13 protein-coding genes and 2 pseudogenes are annotated in these 18,317 nt (G+C 63.3%); 13 read left to right on the forward strand and 2 right to left on the reverse strand.

Going from position 1 to position 18,317, the window contains the following annotated elements; all coding sequences use genetic code 11:
• The first annotated feature begins 105 nt into the window (after positions 1 to 105).
• Entirely contained in the window at positions 106 to 669 is a 564-nt protein-coding gene (locus G6N41_RS17885) for a hypothetical protein (protein WP_020728935.1), read from the forward strand.
• A gap of 273 nt (positions 670 to 942) precedes the next feature.
• Positions 943 to 1,371 (forward strand): annotated as a pseudogene (locus G6N41_RS17890) (type II toxin-antitoxin system Rv0910 family toxin).
• A 107-nt stretch (positions 1,372 to 1,478) separates the two neighbouring features.
• On the opposite strand, the gene malQ reads toward G6N41_RS17890, so the two are convergent.
• Positions 1,479 to 3,650: a 4-alpha-glucanotransferase gene (malQ, locus tag G6N41_RS17895; RefSeq protein ID WP_198965279.1), complete on the reverse strand. Its 2,172-nt coding sequence runs from the start codon at positions 3,648 to 3,650 to the stop codon at positions 1,479 to 1,481.
• 324 nt (positions 3,651 to 3,974) lie between these two features.
• Between malQ and eccB the strand changes: the two genes are divergently transcribed.
• Together eccB and eccCa are read left to right on the forward strand one after the other, a co-directional pair.
• Entirely contained in the window at positions 3,975 to 5,498 is a 1,524-nt protein-coding gene (gene eccB / locus G6N41_RS17900; protein WP_198965280.1) for a type VII secretion protein EccB, read from the forward strand.
• Positions 5,495 to 9,661: a type VII secretion protein EccCa gene (gene eccCa, locus G6N41_RS17905; protein ID WP_198965281.1), complete on the forward strand. Its 4,167-nt coding sequence runs from the start codon at positions 5,495 to 5,497 to the stop codon at positions 9,659 to 9,661. Before eccB ends, eccCa begins: the two co-directional genes overlap by 4 nt.
• 31 nt (positions 9,662 to 9,692) lie before the next feature.
• On the opposite strand, the gene G6N41_RS17910 is transcribed toward eccCa, so the two are convergent.
• Positions 9,693 to 10,868, reverse strand: coding sequence for a cytochrome P450 (locus tag G6N41_RS17910; RefSeq protein WP_198965282.1), 1,176 nt, complete (start codon positions 10,866 to 10,868; stop codon positions 9,693 to 9,695).
• A 262-nt stretch (positions 10,869 to 11,130) separates the two neighbouring features.
• Here G6N41_RS17910 and G6N41_RS17915 point away from each other — a divergent pair, with 262 nt between their 5' ends.
• The 9 genes and pseudogenes from G6N41_RS17915 (at position 11,131) to G6N41_RS17955 (ending at position 18,081) form a co-directional block, all read left to right on the forward strand.
• Positions 11,131 to 11,325 (forward strand): ferredoxin, encoded by a 195-nt coding sequence (locus tag G6N41_RS17915; protein ID WP_011740946.1) that lies wholly within the window; start codon positions 11,131 to 11,133, stop codon positions 11,323 to 11,325.
• A gap of 537 nt (positions 11,326 to 11,862) precedes the next feature.
• Positions 11,863 to 13,119, forward strand: a pseudogene (locus G6N41_RS17920) (PPE family protein).
• A 198-nt stretch (positions 13,120 to 13,317) separates the two neighbouring features.
• A complete protein-coding gene (locus tag G6N41_RS17925; protein WP_198965283.1) occupies positions 13,318 to 13,617 on the forward strand; it encodes a PE family protein in 300 nt (99 codons plus the stop codon).
• 17 nt (positions 13,618 to 13,634) lie between these two features.
• The gene (locus G6N41_RS17930) at positions 13,635 to 14,855 is read left to right on the forward strand and encodes a PPE family protein (protein ID WP_020728941.1); all 1,221 of its coding nucleotides are present in this window, start codon (positions 13,635 to 13,637) and stop codon (positions 14,853 to 14,855) included.
• Between the two features lie 73 nt (positions 14,856 to 14,928).
• Complete coding sequence (locus G6N41_RS17935) at positions 14,929 to 15,249, forward strand: DUF732 domain-containing protein (protein WP_011740942.1); 321 nt, start codon at positions 14,929 to 14,931, stop codon at positions 15,247 to 15,249.
• 564 nt (positions 15,250 to 15,813) lie between these two features.
• Positions 15,814 to 16,113 (forward strand): type VII secretion system ESX-5 target PE19, encoded by a 300-nt coding sequence (locus G6N41_RS17940; protein ID WP_012394388.1) that lies wholly within the window; start codon positions 15,814 to 15,816, stop codon positions 16,111 to 16,113.
• Positions 16,114 to 16,457: 344 nt separating this feature from the next.
• Positions 16,458 to 16,754 (forward strand): type VII secretion system effector EsxM, encoded by a 297-nt coding sequence (gene esxM, locus G6N41_RS17945; protein ID WP_096370641.1) that lies wholly within the window; start codon positions 16,458 to 16,460, stop codon positions 16,752 to 16,754.
• A 51-nt stretch (positions 16,755 to 16,805) separates the two neighbouring features.
• Positions 16,806 to 17,090, forward strand: a complete 285-nt coding sequence (locus tag G6N41_RS17950) for a WXG100 family type VII secretion target (protein WP_020728942.1) — start codon at positions 16,806 to 16,808, stop codon at positions 17,088 to 17,090.
• 88 nt (positions 17,091 to 17,178) lie between these two features.
• A complete protein-coding gene (locus G6N41_RS17955; RefSeq protein ID WP_198965284.1) occupies positions 17,179 to 18,081 on the forward strand; it encodes an ESX secretion-associated protein EspG in 903 nt (300 codons plus the stop codon).
• The last annotated feature ends 236 nt before the right edge of the window (positions 18,082 to 18,317 follow it).

Consider the following 18,317-nt stretch of genomic DNA (forward strand, 5'->3'; position numbering starts at 1 on the left):
CAGGCACTCGCTGCGCTGCGCCCAAGTGGCATACAAGTGGCATATTTGTGCGACGCGAGCGGATCAGTGTCCATTTCAGCAGGCGACATGAGACGGTATAAACCTATGCAAAATCACGACTACGTCTCCTACGAGGACTTCGGCCGCAGGTTTTTTGAGGTGGCCGTCACCCCGGACCGCGTCGCGGCGGCGTTCGCTGACATCGCGGGCAGCGAGTTCGCGATGGAACCGATCGCTCAGGGCCCCGGAGGCATCGCCAAAGTCAGTGCGAAAGTCAAAATCCAGGATCCGCGGGTGACCCGAAAGGTGGGTGATCTGATCACCTTCGTCATCCACATTCCCTTGTCGATCGATCTTCTGTTGGATCTGCGCCTCGACAAGCAACGATTCTCGGTGACCGGTGACATCGCGTTGCGCGCGACCGCGCGCGCCGCCGAGCCGCTATTGCTGATAGTCGACGTATCGAAACCGCGTCCGTCGGACATCACGGTCAATGTGTCCTCGAAATCCATCAGGGGAGAGGTCCTGCGCATTCTTGCGGGCGTTGACGGTGAGATCCGGCGTTTCATCGCCCAGTACGTCGCGGACGAGATCGACGCACCGCATTCACAAGCCGCGCAGGTCATCGATGTGGCGACCCAGTTGGACGACGCCTGGACCGGAATCTAGCCAGATCCCCTTGGCCCGGCTAGCCGATCGTCGTCAATTCCGTTGTCCGACAGTGCGATCAGTAGCTATCGCCGGGCAGCTCGGGACGTCGCGGGGCTGCTGGCCTGATGCGGCAACCGCTGACAACTACTTAGGGCGCCGCCCCGCTGGGGTCGTTCTCGTTTAGCTGCCGGCCGGGGCTGGGTATGCGAACCGGAACGACGCCCCCGGTCCTGTTTGGGTACGAGCGGGTGTCGCCGGCAAGAGGGGCAACAGGGGGAGTGGGGCTGGCTCATGGCTCGCGTGGAGGTTTCGACGTCATCGGATCTCGAGCCGGCTACCGCCTGGACGATCGCTTCGGATCTAGACCGGTTCGATGAGCGGATGACGATCTTCGGCGGCTGGCGCAGCGAAGTCCCGTCGACGATCGACAAGGGCGTCCGAATCTCGTCGCTGATCAGACTGAAGGGCTTCCGCAACGTCATCGGCTGAACGGTCACCGAATACGACCAGCCCAAGTACATAGAGCTGCGGGGGCGTGGGCGGGGCGGAGTGCGGCTCGCGGTGGCAATGACCGTCGCGGCGGGTCACCCGGGATCGGTATTTCACCTGACCGCCGATATGATGGGGGGTCTGCTAGGTGGGCCGATTGGGCGACTGGTAGCCAGAATCCTCCGATCCGAGGTGCACACCTCGGTGCGCAACCTGGCGCAGTTGCGGTAGCCCAGAGCGATGGCCTGGCTTGAATCTGCAGTCACGCAACGGTTTTAGTGAGACAGCTGGGAGCGGCCAACTTGGCGCCACGCCCGTGGCGGCCGAAGCCGACCGGACTACCGGATACTTTCTGGCGTCGTCTGATCGCGAACGGCGTTGGCCAGCCTGGCGACCCTGGCATTGCTGAAGATGTCTTCCAGCAGCACCTGGCGGCCGTCGGGGCCGGCCAGGGGAACTCGCCAGTTCGGATACTCGTCTGTGGTTCCCGGCTGATTTTGGGTCTGCCGATCGCCAACCGCGTCGGTCAGTGCCACCCCCAGCAGCCGTGACGGTGTCCTCCCCAGGTAGCGATACAGCGCGAGCACGACCTGTTCGGGGTCGTCTTCCGGCTCGGCTGTCACGCCGGCTCCGGCCGCTTGGTTGAGTAGGCCAACGCGGCGCAATTCCGCTAGCCAGGCGGCTCGCTCCGCCCGGTATGCCTCCAATTCGACCTCCACCGGTCGGGTCAACAGCCCCAGCGTTTCGCGCAATCGCACGTGGTCGCCGGCCAGGTACCCGGCTGTCGGCGGAAGATCGTGCGTGGTTACCGACGACAAGCAGTACTCCCGCCAGCGTTCGGCCGGAAGCGGGTCACCGTTTCCGTCCCGGTCGAGCTCAAACCACAAGATCGAGGTGCCGAGCAAGCCGCGCAGGAGTAGGTAGTCACGCACCCAGGGTTCGACGGTGCCGAGATCCTCGCCGACGACCACGGCTCCGGCGCGATGCGCTTCCAGCGCGACGATGCCAATCATGGCCTCGTGGTCATAGCGCACATAAGTGCCCTCGGTCGGGGCGGCTCCCTCGGGAATCCACCAGAGCCGGAACAGCCCGATGATGTGGTCGATCCGGACCCCGCCTGAGTGCCGCAGCACAGCCTGGATGAGCGCGCGAAACGGCTGGTACTCCTGCCGCTCGAGTCGGTCCGGCCGCCATGGCGGCTGCGACCAGTCCTGCCCGAGCTGATTGAACTCATCCGGGGGTGCGCCCGCGGTGACGCCCAAGGCCAGCACGTCCTGTAGGGCCCACGCGTCGGCTCCGTTGGGGTGAACGCCCACAGCGAGGTCATGCATGATCCCCAGCGACATGCCGGCACCGGTCGCCTCCGACTGCGCCGCGGCGAGCTGCTCGTCGAGCTGCCACTGCAACCACCGGTGGAAGTCGATCGCATCCGCGTGCTTGGCCGCGAAAGCCGCGATGCCAGAGGCGTCAGGATGCTGCAGCGGCTTCGGCCAACGGTGCCAGTCATCGCCGTACCGCTCGGCCAGCGCGCACCAGGTGGCGAAGTCGTCCAACGCTCGGCCCTGCCGGTCGCAGAACGCGGTATAGGCCAGCTCACGCCCCGCCGAGCGGGGTACCCGGTGGACCAGGGCGAGGGCTGCGCACTTGGCCGCCCATATCCCGTCGCGGTCGATGACGGCGACCTGGTCCGCCCCCCGTTGCACGTTCTCACGTAGTTGGCGTACCCGCCCTCGCTTGGGTAGTTCGGCGTATTCCGGAATCGCCTCGACACGAAGGTAGATCGGATTGAAGAACCGCCGGGATGTCGGCAGATAGGGCGAGGGCTCCATGGGCGCGGTCGGCGCCGCCGCATGCAGCGGGTTGACCAATACATAGTCGGCACCGTGGCGGTAGGCCGACCAGAGCGACAAGTCAGTCAGGTCCGTCAGGTCACCGATACCCCAGGACCGCCGCGATCGGACGCTATAGAGCTGCGTGGCCAGGCCCCAGGCTCGACGGTATCCGAGCTTTTCCGGCAGCCCCAGCCAATCCGGGGTGATGATGAGGGCCGTGCTGGTCTCGTAGTCGTGGGATCGCAGATACACCCGGTGGTAGCCGATCGGCAGATCGGTGGGCAGCACGAAGCTGGCTTCGCCGATCCAGCGACCGTCCAGCTCGAGCGGCGCAGCGAAGTTGTCGATCTGTGCCACCTCGCCACGCAGCGTGCCATCCTCGAGTTGCAGCCAGACGTCAGCCGGAGCGCCGTGAGTGACATGCACCCAAAAACGTGTCTGCGCGCCAGCACGCGAGACGATGGTCGCCGGCAACGAGCGCGTCCAATACGACCGCAGGTTCTCGGTCAGGGCGGCGTTGCGCCGCTGCTCGGTGTCCGCCCGAACGCCGAGGGCAGCCAGCACAGCCACCAAAGTGTCCTGAGAGACGGGTATGCACTGGCCGCTCCAGTCCTGGAATTCGGTGGCGATGCCGTACCGGCGGGCGAGTTCGACCAGCGAGGGCGCAAGCTCCGTCATGTCGCCCATCTTGCGTCCAACCCTGAGGACGCGCCGCGCGCAGGGCGACCTTGACCGGGCCCACCCACCCGACATCGACCGCATCGTCGCACTGCGCCGCAGGTCAGCGACCTGCGGCCGGGTGTTTGCCACTTGGCGCGCCACGCCGGCGATTCGCCGCTAACATGCACACGAGACACAGCGAATCCTTGGGGGGTCCAGCACGGTCAGCGTCGCATGGCGACTTCTGGCCCGGTGCCCTACGGTTGTCAACGTGATCAGCGTTACGCCGGGTATCCAGGCCAGCATCCAGGCGTTCTGAAACAGACCGAAAGGTGATCTAACGTGGCTGAACAAGGCCGTGGACAGCGGGGGTCAGGCTACGGCCTCGGGTTGTCGACGCGGACGCAGGTAACGGGTTATCAGTTCCTGGCCCGTCGAACCGCGATGGCATTAACCCGCTGGCGCGTGCGGATGGAAATCGAGCCAGGCCGTCGTCAGACGCTTGCCGTCGTTGCATCGGTGTCGGCGGCGTTGGTGATCTGCCTGGGAGCGCTGCTCTGGTCGTTCATCAGCCCCTCTGGCCAAATCAACGATTCCCCGATCATCGCCGACCGCGATTCCGGCGCTCTATATGTTCGGGTAGGGGACCGGCTGTACCCAGCGCTCAACCTGGCGTCGGCACGACTGATCACCGGGCGGGCTTCCAACCCGCATCTGGTTCGGGGAAGCCAGATCGACTCGATGCCACATGGGCCGCTGGTGGGTATCCCCGGCGCGCCGTCGGACTTCGATCCAGCAAGTCCTGCCACGTCTTCCTGGCTGGTGTGCGACACCGTGGTGGGTCCGTCGACCATGCCGCAGTCGCCGCACGGCGTAACGGTGACCGTCATCGACGGCACACCCGACCTAACTGGTCACCGGCGGGTCCTGAAGGGCTCCGACGCGGTGGTCTTGCGCTACGGGGGTGATGCCTGGGTGATCCGCGAAGGACGTCGCTCCCGCATCGACGCCACAGACCGGTCGGTACTGCTGCCGTTGGGGCTGACGCCCGAACAAGTCACTCAGGCACGTCCGATGAGCCATGCGCTCTACGACGCGCTGCCGGTTGGGCCGGAGTTGGTGGTTCCGGAGGTACCCGATGACGGTGCGGCGGCGACGTTCCCGGGTGCGCCCGGGCCCGTCGGGACGGTGATCGTCACGCCTCAGATCAGTGGACCGCAGCAGTATTCGCTGGTCTTGACCGACGGTGTGCAGACTCTCCCGCCACTGGTGGCCCAGATCCTGCAAAACGCGGGACGCCCGGGCAACACCAAGCCAGTCACGGTGCAGCCCTCCTCGCTGGCCAAGATGCCGGTGGTCAACAGGCTGGATCTGTCCGCCTACCCCGACGACCCGCTGAATGTGATGGACATTCGGGACAATCCCTCAACCTGCTGGTGGTGGGAACGGACCGCCGGCGAGAACCGGTCGCGGGTTCAGGTGATTTCCGGACGCAACATTCCAGTCGCGCCACACGAGATGAACAAAGTGGTCGACTTGGTGAAGGCCGACATGTCCGGCCGCGAGGCTGACCAGGTCTATTTCGGCCCCAACTTTGCGAACTTCGTCGCCGTTACCGGAAACAACCCGGCCGCCCAGACGACCGAATCGCTGTGGTGGCTCACCGAAGCCGGTGCGCGATTCGGGGTTGAGGACACCAAAGAAGCGCGTGAAGCGTTGGGATTGGGATTGACGCCCAGCCCGGCACCCTGGGTGGTGTTACGGCTATTGCCGCAAGGCCCGACGTTGTCACTTGCGGATGCGTTGGTGGAGCACGACACGCTACCGATGGATATGAGCCCAGCAGAGTTGGTGGTACCGAAGTGAAACGTGGATTCGCCCGGCCGACGCCCGAGAAGGCGCCGGTAATCAAGCCCGAAAACATCGTTCTGCCAACACCGTTAAGCATCCCCCCGCCAGAGGGGAAGCCCTGGTGGTTGATCGTAGTTGGTGTCGTCGTGGTCGGCCTGCTTGGCGGCATGGTGGCCATGGTGTTTGCCAGCGGTTCGCACGTTTTCGGCGGCGTCGGCTCGATTTTCCCCATCTTCATGATGGTCGGAATCATGATGATGATGTTCCGCAGCGTCGGCGCAGGCGGACAGCAGCAGATGAGCCGCCCCAAGCTCGACGCGATGCGGGCCCAGTTCATGCTGATGCTGGACATGCTGCGCGAGACGGCTCAGGAGTCTGCGGACAGCATGGACTCCAACTATCGCTGGTTCCATCCGGCGCCTAGCACCCTGGCAGCGGCTGTCGGTTCGCCGCGAATGTGGGAACGCAAACCCGACGGCAAAGACCTCAACTTCGGGGTCGTGCGCGTCGGTGTCGGCATGACCCGCCCCGAGGTGACCTGGGGTGAGCCGCAGAACATGCCGACCGACATCGAACTCGAGCCGGTGACCGGTAAGGCGTTGCAGGAATTTGGGCGCTATCAAAGCGTCGTCTACAACCTGCCCAAGATGATTTCGCTGCTCGTTGAACCCTGGTATGCCCTGGCCGGAGAGCGCGAGCAGGCGTTGGGACTGATGCGTGCGATCATCTGCCAGCTCACCTTTTCGCACGGGCCTGACCACGTGCAGTTCATCGTCGTCAGTTCCGATCTGGACGAGTGGGAATGGGTGAAGTGGCTTCCGCACTTCGGTGACTCACGGCGCTACGACGCAGCGGGCAACGCGCGGATGGTTTACAGCTCGGTGCGTGAGTTCGCCGCCGAGCAAGCCGAGCTGTTCGCCGGACGCGGGTCCTTCACGCCACGGCACGCCAGTTCGTCGGCACAGACGCCGACCCCGCACACCGTGATCATCTGTGATTTCGATGACCCGCAGTGGGAGTACGTGATCAGCGCAGAGGGCGTCGACGGGGTGACGTTCTTCGACCTGACCGGCTCCCCGATGTGGACGAACGTCCCGGAGCGGAAGTTGGAGTTCGACAAGACTGGTGTGATCGAGGCGCTGCCCCGCGACCGCGACACCTGGATGGTGATCGACGACAACGCCTGGTTCTTCGCCCTGACCGACCACGTGAGCATCGCGGAGGCGGAGGAGTTCGGTCAGAAGTTGGCCCAGTGGCGGCTGGCCGAGGCATACGAAGAGATCGGTCAGCGGGTTGCCCACATTGGCGCTCGGGACATCTTGGCCTACTACGGCATCGACGACCCGGGCAACATCGACTTCGACTATTTGTGGGGGAGCCGCACTGACAGCATGGGCCGGTCGCGGTTGCGGGCGCCGTTCGGCAACCGATCCGACAACGGTGAGCTGCTGTTCTTGGACATGAAGTCCCTCGACGAAGGTGGTGACGGCCCGCACGGGGTCATGTCGGGTACCACGGGTTCCGGTAAGTCGACGCTGGTGCGAACCGTGATCGAATCGCTGATGCTCGGACATCCGCCCGAGGAGCTGCAGTTCGTGCTGGCCGACCTCAAGGGTGGTTCCGCGGTCAAGCCGTTCGCCGGCGTGCCACACGTCTCGCGAATCATCACCGACCTGGAAGAAGACCAGGCGCTGATGGAACGCTTCCTAGACGCCTTGTGGGGTGAGATCGCCCGGCGCAAGGCGATCTGTGACAGCGCGGGTGTGGACGACGCCAAGGAGTACAACTCGGTTCGCGGCAGGATGCGTGCACGCGGCCAGGACATGGCGCCGCTGCCGATGCTCGTGGTGGTCATCGACGAGTTCTACGAGTGGTTCCGCATCATGCCGACGGCGGTCGACGTGCTCGACTCGATCGGCCGGCAGGGTCGTGCCTATTGGATCCATTTGATGATGGCCTCGCAGACCATTGAGAGCCGTGCCGAAAAGCTCATGGAGAACATGGGTTACCGCCTGGTGCTGAAGGCACGTACTGCCGGGGCCGCCCAGGCGGCGGGTGTGCCCAACGCGGTGAATCTGCCGGCGCAGGCAGGTCTGGGCTACTTCCGGAAGAGTCTCGAAGACATCATCCGGTTCCAGGCCGAGTTCCTTTGGCGGGACTACTTTCAGCCCGGCATCACCGTCGACGGCGAGGAAGCGCCGGTGTTGGTGCACAGCATCGACTACATTCGCCCGCAGTTGTTCACCAACTCATTCACCCCACTCGAGGTGACGGTGGGCGGACCCGAGATCGACAAGGTGGTCGCGCACGCCAACGGCGAAGTGGTCGAAGAGGCCGAGGCCGAAGCCGAGGAAGAAGGCATCCGGGTGCCCAAGGTGGGCACCGTGATCATCGATCAGTTGCGCAGGATCAACTTCGAGCCCTACCGGCTGTGGCAACCGCCGCTGACCCAGCCTGTCGCGATCGACGACCTGGTCAACCGGTTCCTCGGGCATCCGTGGCAGAAGGAGTATGGGTCCGCTCGGAACCTGGTGTTCCCGATCGGAGTCATTGACCGCCCGTTCAAGCATGACCAGCCGCCGTGGACCGTGGACACCTCTGGTCCCGGGTCCAACGTGCTGATTTTGGGCGCGGGTGGATCGGGCAAAACGACCGCGCTGCAGACACTGATTTCCTCGGCGGCGCTGACTCACACGCCCGATCAAGTTCAGTTCTACTGCCTGGCGTACAGCAGCACCGCGTTGACCACGGTTTCCAAGCTGCCTCACGTGGGTGAGGTGGCTGGCCCGACGGACCCGTATGGCGTGCGTCGGACGGTGGCCGAGCTGCTGGCCTTGGTGCGTGAGCGCAAGCGCAGCTTCCTGGAATACGGAATTGCCTCGATGGAGATGTTCCGTCGGCGCAAATTCGGTGGGGAAGCCGGTCCGGTGCCCAACGATGGCTTCGGCGATGTGTACCTGGTGATCGACAACTACCGCGCTCTCGCCGAGGAAAACGAGGTGCTGATCGAGCAGGTGAACCTGATCATCAACCAGGGACCCTCGTTCGGCGTGCACGTGGTGGTCACTGCCGATCGTGAATCTGAGCTGCGGCCCCCGGTGCGCAGCGGGTTCGGTTCCCGCGTTGAGCTGCGCTTGGCCGCGGTGGAGGACGCCAAGCTGGTGCGTTCTCGGTTCGCCAAAGATGTCCCGGTCAAGCCCGGTCGCAGCATGGTCGCGGTCAACTACGTCCGGCTGGACAGCGATCCCCAGGCGGGCCTGCACACATTGGTGGCGAGGCCGGCGATGGGCAGCACCCCGACCAACGTCTTCGAGTGCGACAGTGTCGTTGCGGCGGTCAGTCGGCTCACGACCTCCCAGGCGCCGCCGGTGCGTCGCCTGCCGGCGAGTTTCGGTGTGGATCAGGTGCGCCAGCTCGCCGCCCGGGATACCCGTCAAGGTGTTGGTGTCGGCGGAATTGCCTGGGCGATATCGGAATTGGATCTGCAGCCGGTGTACCTCAACTTCGCCGAGAACTCGCACTTGATGGTGACGGGCCGGCGCGAATGTGGGCGTACCACAACGTTGGCCACGATCATGTCCGAGATCGGGCGGTTGTATGCACCGGGTGCTACCAGCGTTCCCGCTCCGCCACCCGGGCAACCGTCGGCGCAGGTTTGGCTGATCGACCCGCGTCGTCAGCTGCTGACCGCGCTGGGCTCCAACTATGTGGAGCGGTTCGCCTACAACCTCGATGGCGTCCAGGCGATGATGGGCGAGTTGGCCGCCGTGTTGGCCGGCCGGGAGCCACCACCTGGGCTGTCAGCCGAGGAGTTGCTGTCCCGGTCGTGGTGGAGTGGTCCGGAGATCTTCCTGATCGTCGACGACATCCAGCAGCTGCCACCGGGCTTCGATTCACCGCTGCACAAGGCCGCTCCCTGGGTCAACCGGGCCGCTGACGTCGGTTTGCACGTCATCGTGACGAGGTCCTTCGGTGGTTGGTCGTCGGCAGGTAGCGACCCGATGTTGCGGGCGTTGCATCAGGCGAATGCGCCGTTGCTGGTGATGGATGCCGATCCGGACGAGGGCTTCATTCGCGGCAAGATGAAGGGTGGCCCGCTGCCTCGCGGCCGAGGCCTGCTGATGGCCGAGGACACCGGCGTATTCGTTCAGGTTGCCCTGACCGAGGTGCGAAAGTAAGATGGGGCCCGCTGCGCTGGGCCTGACCGTGTCAGGCCCAGCGCAGCGGCAACGACTTGAGCGCGAACGTCTTTGACGGGAAAGCGATCTCGGGACTGTAGTCGGGCGCCAGTTCGAAGTCGGGCAGTTGCTTGAGCCATTCGGCAACGATCACGGTCAGTTCTATCCGCGCCAAGTGTGAGCCCAGGCAACGGTGTGGTCCGCCTCCGAATCCCCAGTGCCGGTGCACCTTTCCGTCCATGACCAGTTCATTGGTGGACATGGCGTCGCTAACGTCGCGGTTGACGGCGGCCATGCACAGCCGCACTTGTGAGCCTGGTGGTAGCGTCATGCCGCCCACGTTGACAAAATCCGTGGTGATTCGTGGAGCAACCGGCGCTGACGGCTCCAGCCGAACGATCTCCTCGATGAAAACCCTTATTTCCTTTGGGTTATCGCGAAGCTGGGTGCGTAGCTGCGGCCGGCGTGCCAATTCGAGCAACGAGAATCCGATCGCGGCGGTCACGGTATCCAGACCGGCAAGGATCAACAGGTGGCTCATGCCCAGAAGTTCGAGATCAGTGAACTCGCCGGGGCCGGTCATCACCTGTGACAACATGTCTGAGCCTGGGTTCTGGCGACGTTGTTGGATCGCGTTGTTGAGGTACTCGAGCAGCTCTAGTTGGCCGACTTCGAGCTCTTCGCGGGTGAAATAGAGCTTGTCGCCGATAATTGCGTCTTTCCACGCGATCACTCGGTCGCGATCCTGCAGCGGCAGGCCATAGAGGTCCAGGAATACCTGGAATGGGTACAGCCGTGCGAACTCTGCCATCGCATCGCATTCACCGCGCCTGGCGAAGCCCGCGATCATCTCTGCCGCGTGGCGCTCCAGTACCCGCCGCGACTTGCCCAGGGCATGCGGGCTGAAGTAAGGCTGCAGCGCCTTGCGGTAGCGGGTGTGCTCGGGCGGGTCGAACGCCAGGGGCACTACGGGCAGCGGATTGCCCGGTGGCTGCAGGATCCGAGACGAGAAGATCTTGGGATTTCGCAGCGCCGCGAGCACGTCCTCGCGCCGGGTCAGGTAGTAGTGGCCATTCATGAAGACCACGGGCCCGGCGTCCCGCAGTGTATTCCACCCGACCGCGCGGTCGGCGGCTAGCGGCAATGTCGAATATTCAAGGCGCGGTAGATAAAACGAGCTGGCCGAACCTTCGCCGGGGGTACTCATTCGCTCAAGTCTTCCGTTTTCCGTTCTAGTCGGAGGTCATCGGGGCCGCCAAACTCTTGATGACACGGTCAATATCGCACGGTCGGCAAACACCCAACAATCCGACATCGATCACATCCGAGTTCATATCCGACGGATTGGCCGCGGAGCCGAGGCCACGAGGGACTCGTGACCATCAATCGACAAGCTAATCTACCTATTGATCGGTCTGGTCCGAGCTGACCTGCTCCAAGCTGGGTTGAGACTCGAGAGAGGAAGTCCGGTGAAGATTCGCCTCGAAAGCTCCAAGTGTGTTGGCCACGCCCAGTGCTACGCGGTGGATCCAGACCTGTTTCCGATCGACGAATCCGGCTACTCCATTCTAGAAGAGCACGAGGTGCGACCCGAGGACGAACAAGTGGCCCGCGATGGTGTGGCTAGCTGCCCCGAAATGGCGCTCATCCTCGACGAGGAGTGACAAAAGTGGCCGCCTGACGGACCTCGGGCGAGTGCTGTCTTTCTAAACTAAACGGTAACGAATATTTGTATTTAGGTTAACAGCAGTTTAACTATGGTTTACGGGGAATGAATAGTTGGCGTCTTCGGCGCCGGAGGCCGGTTGGGGCATCTAATGTGTTCCATACGCAATAGTTCTGCAACGTGGCAGCTTTTGCATGATGGTGCTATGATGCGGTCTGCTCGAGGCTGAAAGTTCATGCGCTGATGACCACAAGTTGGCCGTGGCGGTAGCTGTAGATGCTCTCGACAACGCCTCCCCCGAAAAATTCCTGGCGCGCATCTTTCGTACCGCGACGTGTCTCGAAGACCATGCCGGGTCAACGAGTAACGCCCGTTCGCAGTGCTGAGGACGTTTGGCGAGACGGCTTCAACCAGCTGGGCCGGGGAGCAGAAGGTGGTGATTACACGAACGGTGGCGGCCTCGCTGGCCGATGCAGGGGTGGCATTGCTGTGTCCGGATCACGATTGCGATCGTGGGCGGCTTTAGGAGGGGTGGGTGTTTGATTTCGGGGCGTTGCCTCCCGAGATAAATTCAGGCCGAATGTATACCGGCCCTGGATCGGGGCCAATGATGGCTGCTGCGTCGGCATGGGATGCTCTGGCGGCCGAATTGAGCTCTGCGGCGTCTGGTTACAGTTCAGTGATTGCAGAGCTGACTAGCTCACCATGGCTCGGTCCGGCATCGCGCTCGATGATGTCGGCCGTTGCTCCTTATGTGACTTGGCTCAGCGCGGCGGCCGCCCAGACCGAGACCGCGGCCAGCCAGGCCCGCGCGGCGGCGGCGGCCTACGAGACCGCATTTGTGATGACGGTGCCGCCGCCTGTGATTGCGGCCAACCGGGTCTTGTTGATGACATTGGTGGCGACCAATTTCTTTGGCCAGAACACCCCGGCTATCGCGGCCACAGAAGCTCAATACATGGAGATGTGGGCGCAAGACGCCGCAGCCATGTACAGCTACGCCGGCTCGTCGGCGCTGGCCACGGAGTTGCCGCGGTTCGCGCCACCACCGGATACCACCTCCGTGAACGCAGCCGGGGGTCAGTCCGCTGTCGTTGCCCAAGCCGCTGCCACGCCGGCCGGAGACTCCGCGCAGACCATCACGGCCACCATCCCGCAGCTGCTGTCGTCCGCCGGAGTGCCCGGACTGCAGCAGCTTTCATTGTCTTCAGTGTCGTCGATGTCGCCGTCGGCGGCGTCATCGCCAACCGTGTGGCAGATCATTCAGACGTAAGTACAGAACTTCCTGACCTACGGGCTGCCGACGCCGGACAACAACTATGCCGGCCTCTATCCCGGCATGTACAACGCGCTGAGGCAGACACTGCAGGCCTACTTCGGCGTGGGAATAGGCAACTCCGGCTGGTCGATAGCCCAGCAGTTGACCTTCGGTCCCGGAGGAACAACGGCCGGTGCCGGTGGTGCCTGGTACCCGACACCCGAATTCGCCGCCTTGGGCGCTGATACCTGGCATTGGCACCCGATGGCGAGCTTTGCGTCGTCCAGCAAGGTCGGCGGCCTATCGGTTCCGGCCAGCTGGGGCACCGCCCCCGGTTCGGTGGAACAAGCATCCACGAAGCTCGTGAGCACCAATTTCACTACCTCACCGGGCGAAGCGAACCCTGCGAACGGATTGAACGCCGCGCTGCGCGGATTCCCGGTTGAATCGCGCGGCGCCCAGCGCACCGGCAACCTGGGCGTGCGCTACGGATTCCGCTACCCCGTCCTGACCAGACCGCCGTCGGCAGGTTGATGTCATGGCCTCAACAACCACTGCGTGTGACCGTCATCGGATTCAAGGGTTGCCAGTAAATGAAGAGCGGATGAAGAGTGACTGTTCGACGATGAGTATTTCGCAGCGAAGGGGCGCCGCGAAGCCGGTTCCAATTAGCGTTGATAGCAATCAAATCCCGACGGTCTTCGGGCCCGCGGGTGATGAGGAGGAACTCCTATGTCATACGTGACCACACAGCTGGAGGCCCTGGCGGCGGCAGCCAGCACCTTGCAGGGCATCGGCTCGACGCTGAGCTCCCAGAATGCCGCAGCGGCAGCACCCACTACGGGTGTGGTGCCCGCGGCAGCCGATGAGGTTTCGGCGCTGACCGCGGCTCAGTTCGCCGCACATGCCCAGATGTATCAAGCCGTGAGCGCTCAAGCCTCGGCGATTCACGAAATGTTCGTCAATACCCTGGGCATCAGCTCAGGGTCGTACGCGGCGACCGAAGCGGCCAACGCGGCCGCGGCCGGCTAGGGGGTCCGGAAATGGCGATGGATTATGGGATGCTTCCGCCCGAGGTCACCTCGGCGCTGATGTATGCGGGGCCGGGATCATCATCTATGGTTGCGGCGGCCTCAGCCTGGAACGCGCTGGCTGCCGAACTGAATTCGACAGCCCAGGGCTACCTCACGGTGATCACCCAGCTGTCCAGCGAAGAGTGGATGGGGCCCGCCTCCGCAACGATGGCACAGGCCGTCGAGCCCTACATGACCTGGATGTCGGTCACCGCCGGCCAGGCCGAGCACGCGGCCACGCAGGCTCAATCGGCCGCGGCGGCCTTCGAGACGGCGTTCGCCGCCGTGGTGCCTCCGCCATTGATCGCCACCAACCGTGCCGAACTGACTCAGGCGCTGCAGACCAACATGTTCGGCTTGAACAACGGTGTGATCGCCCAATTGGAAGCCCAGTATGCGGAAATGTGGGCTCAAGATGCGTCGGCGATGTACAATTATGCCGCCTCATCTGCACTTGCCACGAAGATCGAGTCGTTTACCGAGGCTCCGACGATAGCCAATCCGGCGGCCAGTACCACTCAGGGTGCCGCGGTCAGTGCCGCGCAAGCGACGTCCGCGGCCTCCACCCAAAGCACGGTCCAGAGTTTCCTCAGCCAGATCACCAGCCAGCTTGGACAGCTCGCCTCGCCGAGCGGAACGCAGAGCTTCGTGTCGCAGCTGGGGGCGAGTAATCCGATCCTGACCGAGATTTGGTTCCTGTTGACCGGGCAGACCGTGCTGCCCAACAACCTGGGAACGTTCATGCAGGGCTACTCCAACTACGCCAGCTTCTTCTACAACACCGAAGGTCTTCCGTACTTCAGCGTTGGTATGGGCAACTTCGGTGTTCAGATGGCCAAGACGCTGGGGTTGATAACTCAGCCGGCTGCCGCCGCGGCAGCAGCCCTGCCGAAGGTCCCGGGGCTGGGTGGCGCGCTCGGCGCGATCGGCAGTGCAGGCAGCCAGGTGGCGGCCGGATTGGGCAGCGGCGCCCACGTCGGACACTTGGCGGTCCCGGCATCCTGGCCGGGTGCATCGGTTGCAGAGGCTGTGCGCCCAACGGTCCAGGCGGTCAGTGAGCCAATCACCTCGCCCGAGGCGGCGAACGTGATCGGCGGCATGCCCGTAGGCGCCACGGGTGCCGGACGTGGGGTCGGTTCAGGTCCCCGATACGGGTTCAAACCGACGGTCATGGCGCGCCCACTTCCCGCTGGCTAGCCAGGTAACGCAGATCGCCGCCTGCCGGACCACATCGTCAGCAAGGAGCCTCAGCTCAAAGGGAGCACCGAAAATGTTAAAACGCCTTCTAGTTGTCGCAATCGCGTTACTTGGACCATTGGGAACTGTGGCAACCGCTCACGCGGACAATAATGACGACAGATTTCTCTCAGAATTGCAGTCCGAGGGCATCACAGACCACATTTCGCCCTCACACGCGATCTTGGCCGCCCACATTGTGTGCCAGAAGCTTGACAGCGGCATGACGCCAACAGAGGTCGCTTACGACGTGCTCAACAGCAGTTCCATGCCCGGATATCACTCCGGCTACTTTGTCGGCGCGGCTATTGACGCGTATTGCCCGCAGTATCGGCCCGAGGAGGGATCGCTCTAGGGCCACGGTGCACCCGCCGGATGGCGAACCTAGTAATAGGGCGGCGGGACTGATTGGATATGCCAGGTGATGAGGGGGGAAGTGAGTATGACGACAACGTCTTCGTACGGGGCTGTCCGGGCCCCGAGCGCCCATGACCGACCGTGGTCGCGACTTTCGGACCCAGAGTCGTTAACTAGTTGCGCGCACACGCGGTGGATCAAGACGGCCGGCGCTCATCGAGCCGACCCACCGAAACTGCCCCACCGTATTGCTGTAGCACTGTCACGGCAGCGCGGAACGGGCCTCGCGGCCGACCGGATGGCTGTCGCGCTGGCAGCTAGAAGCCGCAAAATGCCCCGTCGCGCGCTCTTCGGCCAGCAGCCGCACATTCTTGACTGTGAGTTTGCTGAGTGGGAAGCTAGGTGCATCGAGCGCTGTTACTGTGTCGTTACTACAGGTGAATTCACGGTGCTATCGCGTGAACAAATGCAAACAGGCCCCGTAGAAGGCAACCTGGCGTCACACTGTCATCTAGTCTCTGCACTAGATGGGCGCCGGGGATAATCGAGGGAGGAATTCAGCATGTCATTTGTGACCACACAGCCGGAGGCGCTGGCTGCTGCAGCCGCAAACCTGCAGGGTATAGGCACCACGATGAGCGCGCAGAACGCGGCAGCGGCGGCGCCGACGACCGGAGTGGTACCCGCGGCCGCCGACGAGGTGTCAGCGCTGACCGCCGCTCAATTCGCCGCCCACGCGCAGATGTACCAAGCCGTTAGCGCCCAAGCCGCGGCCATTCACGAAATGTTCGTTAACACGCTTGCAACAAGCTCCGGTTCGTATGCGGCCACCGAAGCCGCCAACGCGGCCGCTGCCGGCTGACCGCACTGTCGGTCTCAGACCGGGGGGAGGGATCAGGCGCTGCGGTGAGCGCAACACAAACCTCCCATCGGTGGGTGAACTCTGGTTCTGATCGCTCGGCTGCGACGACGCTCCCGGCAATTGTGAAGTGCTTCGTCGAATCGGACATCGAGGTTCGGGGGCGATGTATGTCGCACCGCGCTGAAATGCTCGGTGACCGCTGGCTGACCGAAAGGAGGGGGGGCATCCGTAACTTTTGGGCCGGCGGTTGCGTGAGCGCGTAGCTGATCGGCCATCGCGCTCACCACAACCGAATACACGATCTAACTGACAACCAACCAGCCAATACACAAGGAGAAATTCAGGTGACTGCACGCTTTATGACCGACCCGCACGCTATGCGGGACATGGCGGGCCGTTTCGAAATGCACGCCCAGACCGTCGAGGACGAGGCCCGCAAAATGTGGGCGTCCTCGCAGAACATCGCCGGCGCGGGCTGGAGCGGTATGGCCTCGGCAACCTCGCTGGACACCATGGGCCAGATGAACACCGCTTTCCGCAACATCGTCAACATGCTGCACGGCGTGCGCGACGGTCTCGTTCGCGACGCGAACAACTACGAGCAGCAAGAGCAGGCTTCCCAGCAGGTCCTCCGCGGCTAGCGCGCAAAGCCACAGCTGCGTACGCTTTTCTCAGGTTAGGAGAACACCAATATGACCATTAATTACCAGTTCGGGGATGTTGACGCCCACGGCGCCCTCATCCGCGCGCAGGCCGCCTCGTTGGAGGCCGAGCACCAGGCCATCGTTCGCGATGTGCTGGCTGCCGGTGACTTCTGGGGTGGCGCCGGTTCGGTGGCTTGCCAGGAGTTCATCACCCAGTTGGGTCGCAACTTCCAGGTGATCTACGAGCAGGCCAACTCGCACGGCCAGAAGGTTCAGGCCGCCGGCAACAACATGGCGCAGACCGACAGCGCCGTCAGCTCTAGCTGGGCCTAAAACCTAACTTCAGGCGCGGCAGCACACCAACCAACCGGTGTGCTGCCGTGTCCTGTAGTCAACAGCCACGTCGATATCTGAGGTAGGGATGGATCAACAAAGTACGCGCACCGATATCACCGTCAACGTGGACGGCTTCTGGATGCTTCAGGCGTTGCTGGATATCCGGCACGTTGCGCCTGAACTACGGTGCCGGCCGTACGTATCCACCGACTCGAACGATTGGCTCAACGAACACCCGGGCATGGCGGTCATGCGCGAGCAGGGCATCGTCGTCGGGGACACGGTGAACGAACAGGTAGCCGCCCGGATGAGGGTGCTAGCCGCACCTGACCTCGAAGTTGTCGCCCTGCTTTCGCGGGGCAAACTGCTGTATGGAGTCGTGGACAACGAGGACCAGCCGCCCGGTTCGCGCGACATTCCCGACAACGAGTTTCGGGTGGTATTGGCCCGTCGTGGCCAGCACTGGGTGTCGGCCGTTCGCGTTGGCAACGACATCACCGTCGACGACGTATCCGTTTCCGACAGCGCGTCGATCGCCGCGTTGGTGATTGACGGCCTGGAGTCCATCCACCACGCGGACCCGGCCGCGATCAACGCGGTTAACGTGCCGCTAGAGGAAATGCTGGAAGCCACCAAATCCTGGCAGGAGTCCGGCTTCAACGTCTTTTCCGGGGGGGATCTGCGCCGGATGGGCATCAGCGCGTCCACGGTTGCGGCATTGGGGCAAGCGCTATCGGACCCCGCGGCCGAAGTGGCGGTCTACGCGCGGCAGTACCGGGATGACGCCAAAGGCCCGAGTGCCTCGGTGCTGTCTCTCAAAGACGGATCCGGTGGGCGTATCGCGCTGTATCAGCAAGCGCGGACCGCCGGTTCCGGTGAGGCCTGGTTGGCTATCTGTCCCGCCACCCCTCAGCTGGTGCAAGTCGGCGTGAAGACGGTGCTCGACACGCTGCCATACAGCGAGTGGAAAACGCATAGCAGAGTTTGATAGGAAGCGACGAAATTGCGCGTGCGGCAAGCTTTTTGAGAATAAAATGCGATTGAGACGGCAACACGGCATACTGCTCTAGAATCCGCAGTAAAACTGAAAAGCAACGGCAATAACAACTATTAGTCGCAAGGCGAGGCAAATGAAATTGGAGTTAGTCGAGCCGCAAATGAAAGAGGGCTACGGCGCTTCGGTGTATGTACCGACGGTGTATGTACCGACGGTGTATGTACCGA

Origin of the sequence: Mycobacterium shottsii (genome assembly GCF_010728525.1) — a bacterium.
GTDB lineage: Bacteria > Actinomycetota > Actinomycetes > Mycobacteriales > Mycobacteriaceae > Mycobacterium > Mycobacterium marinum.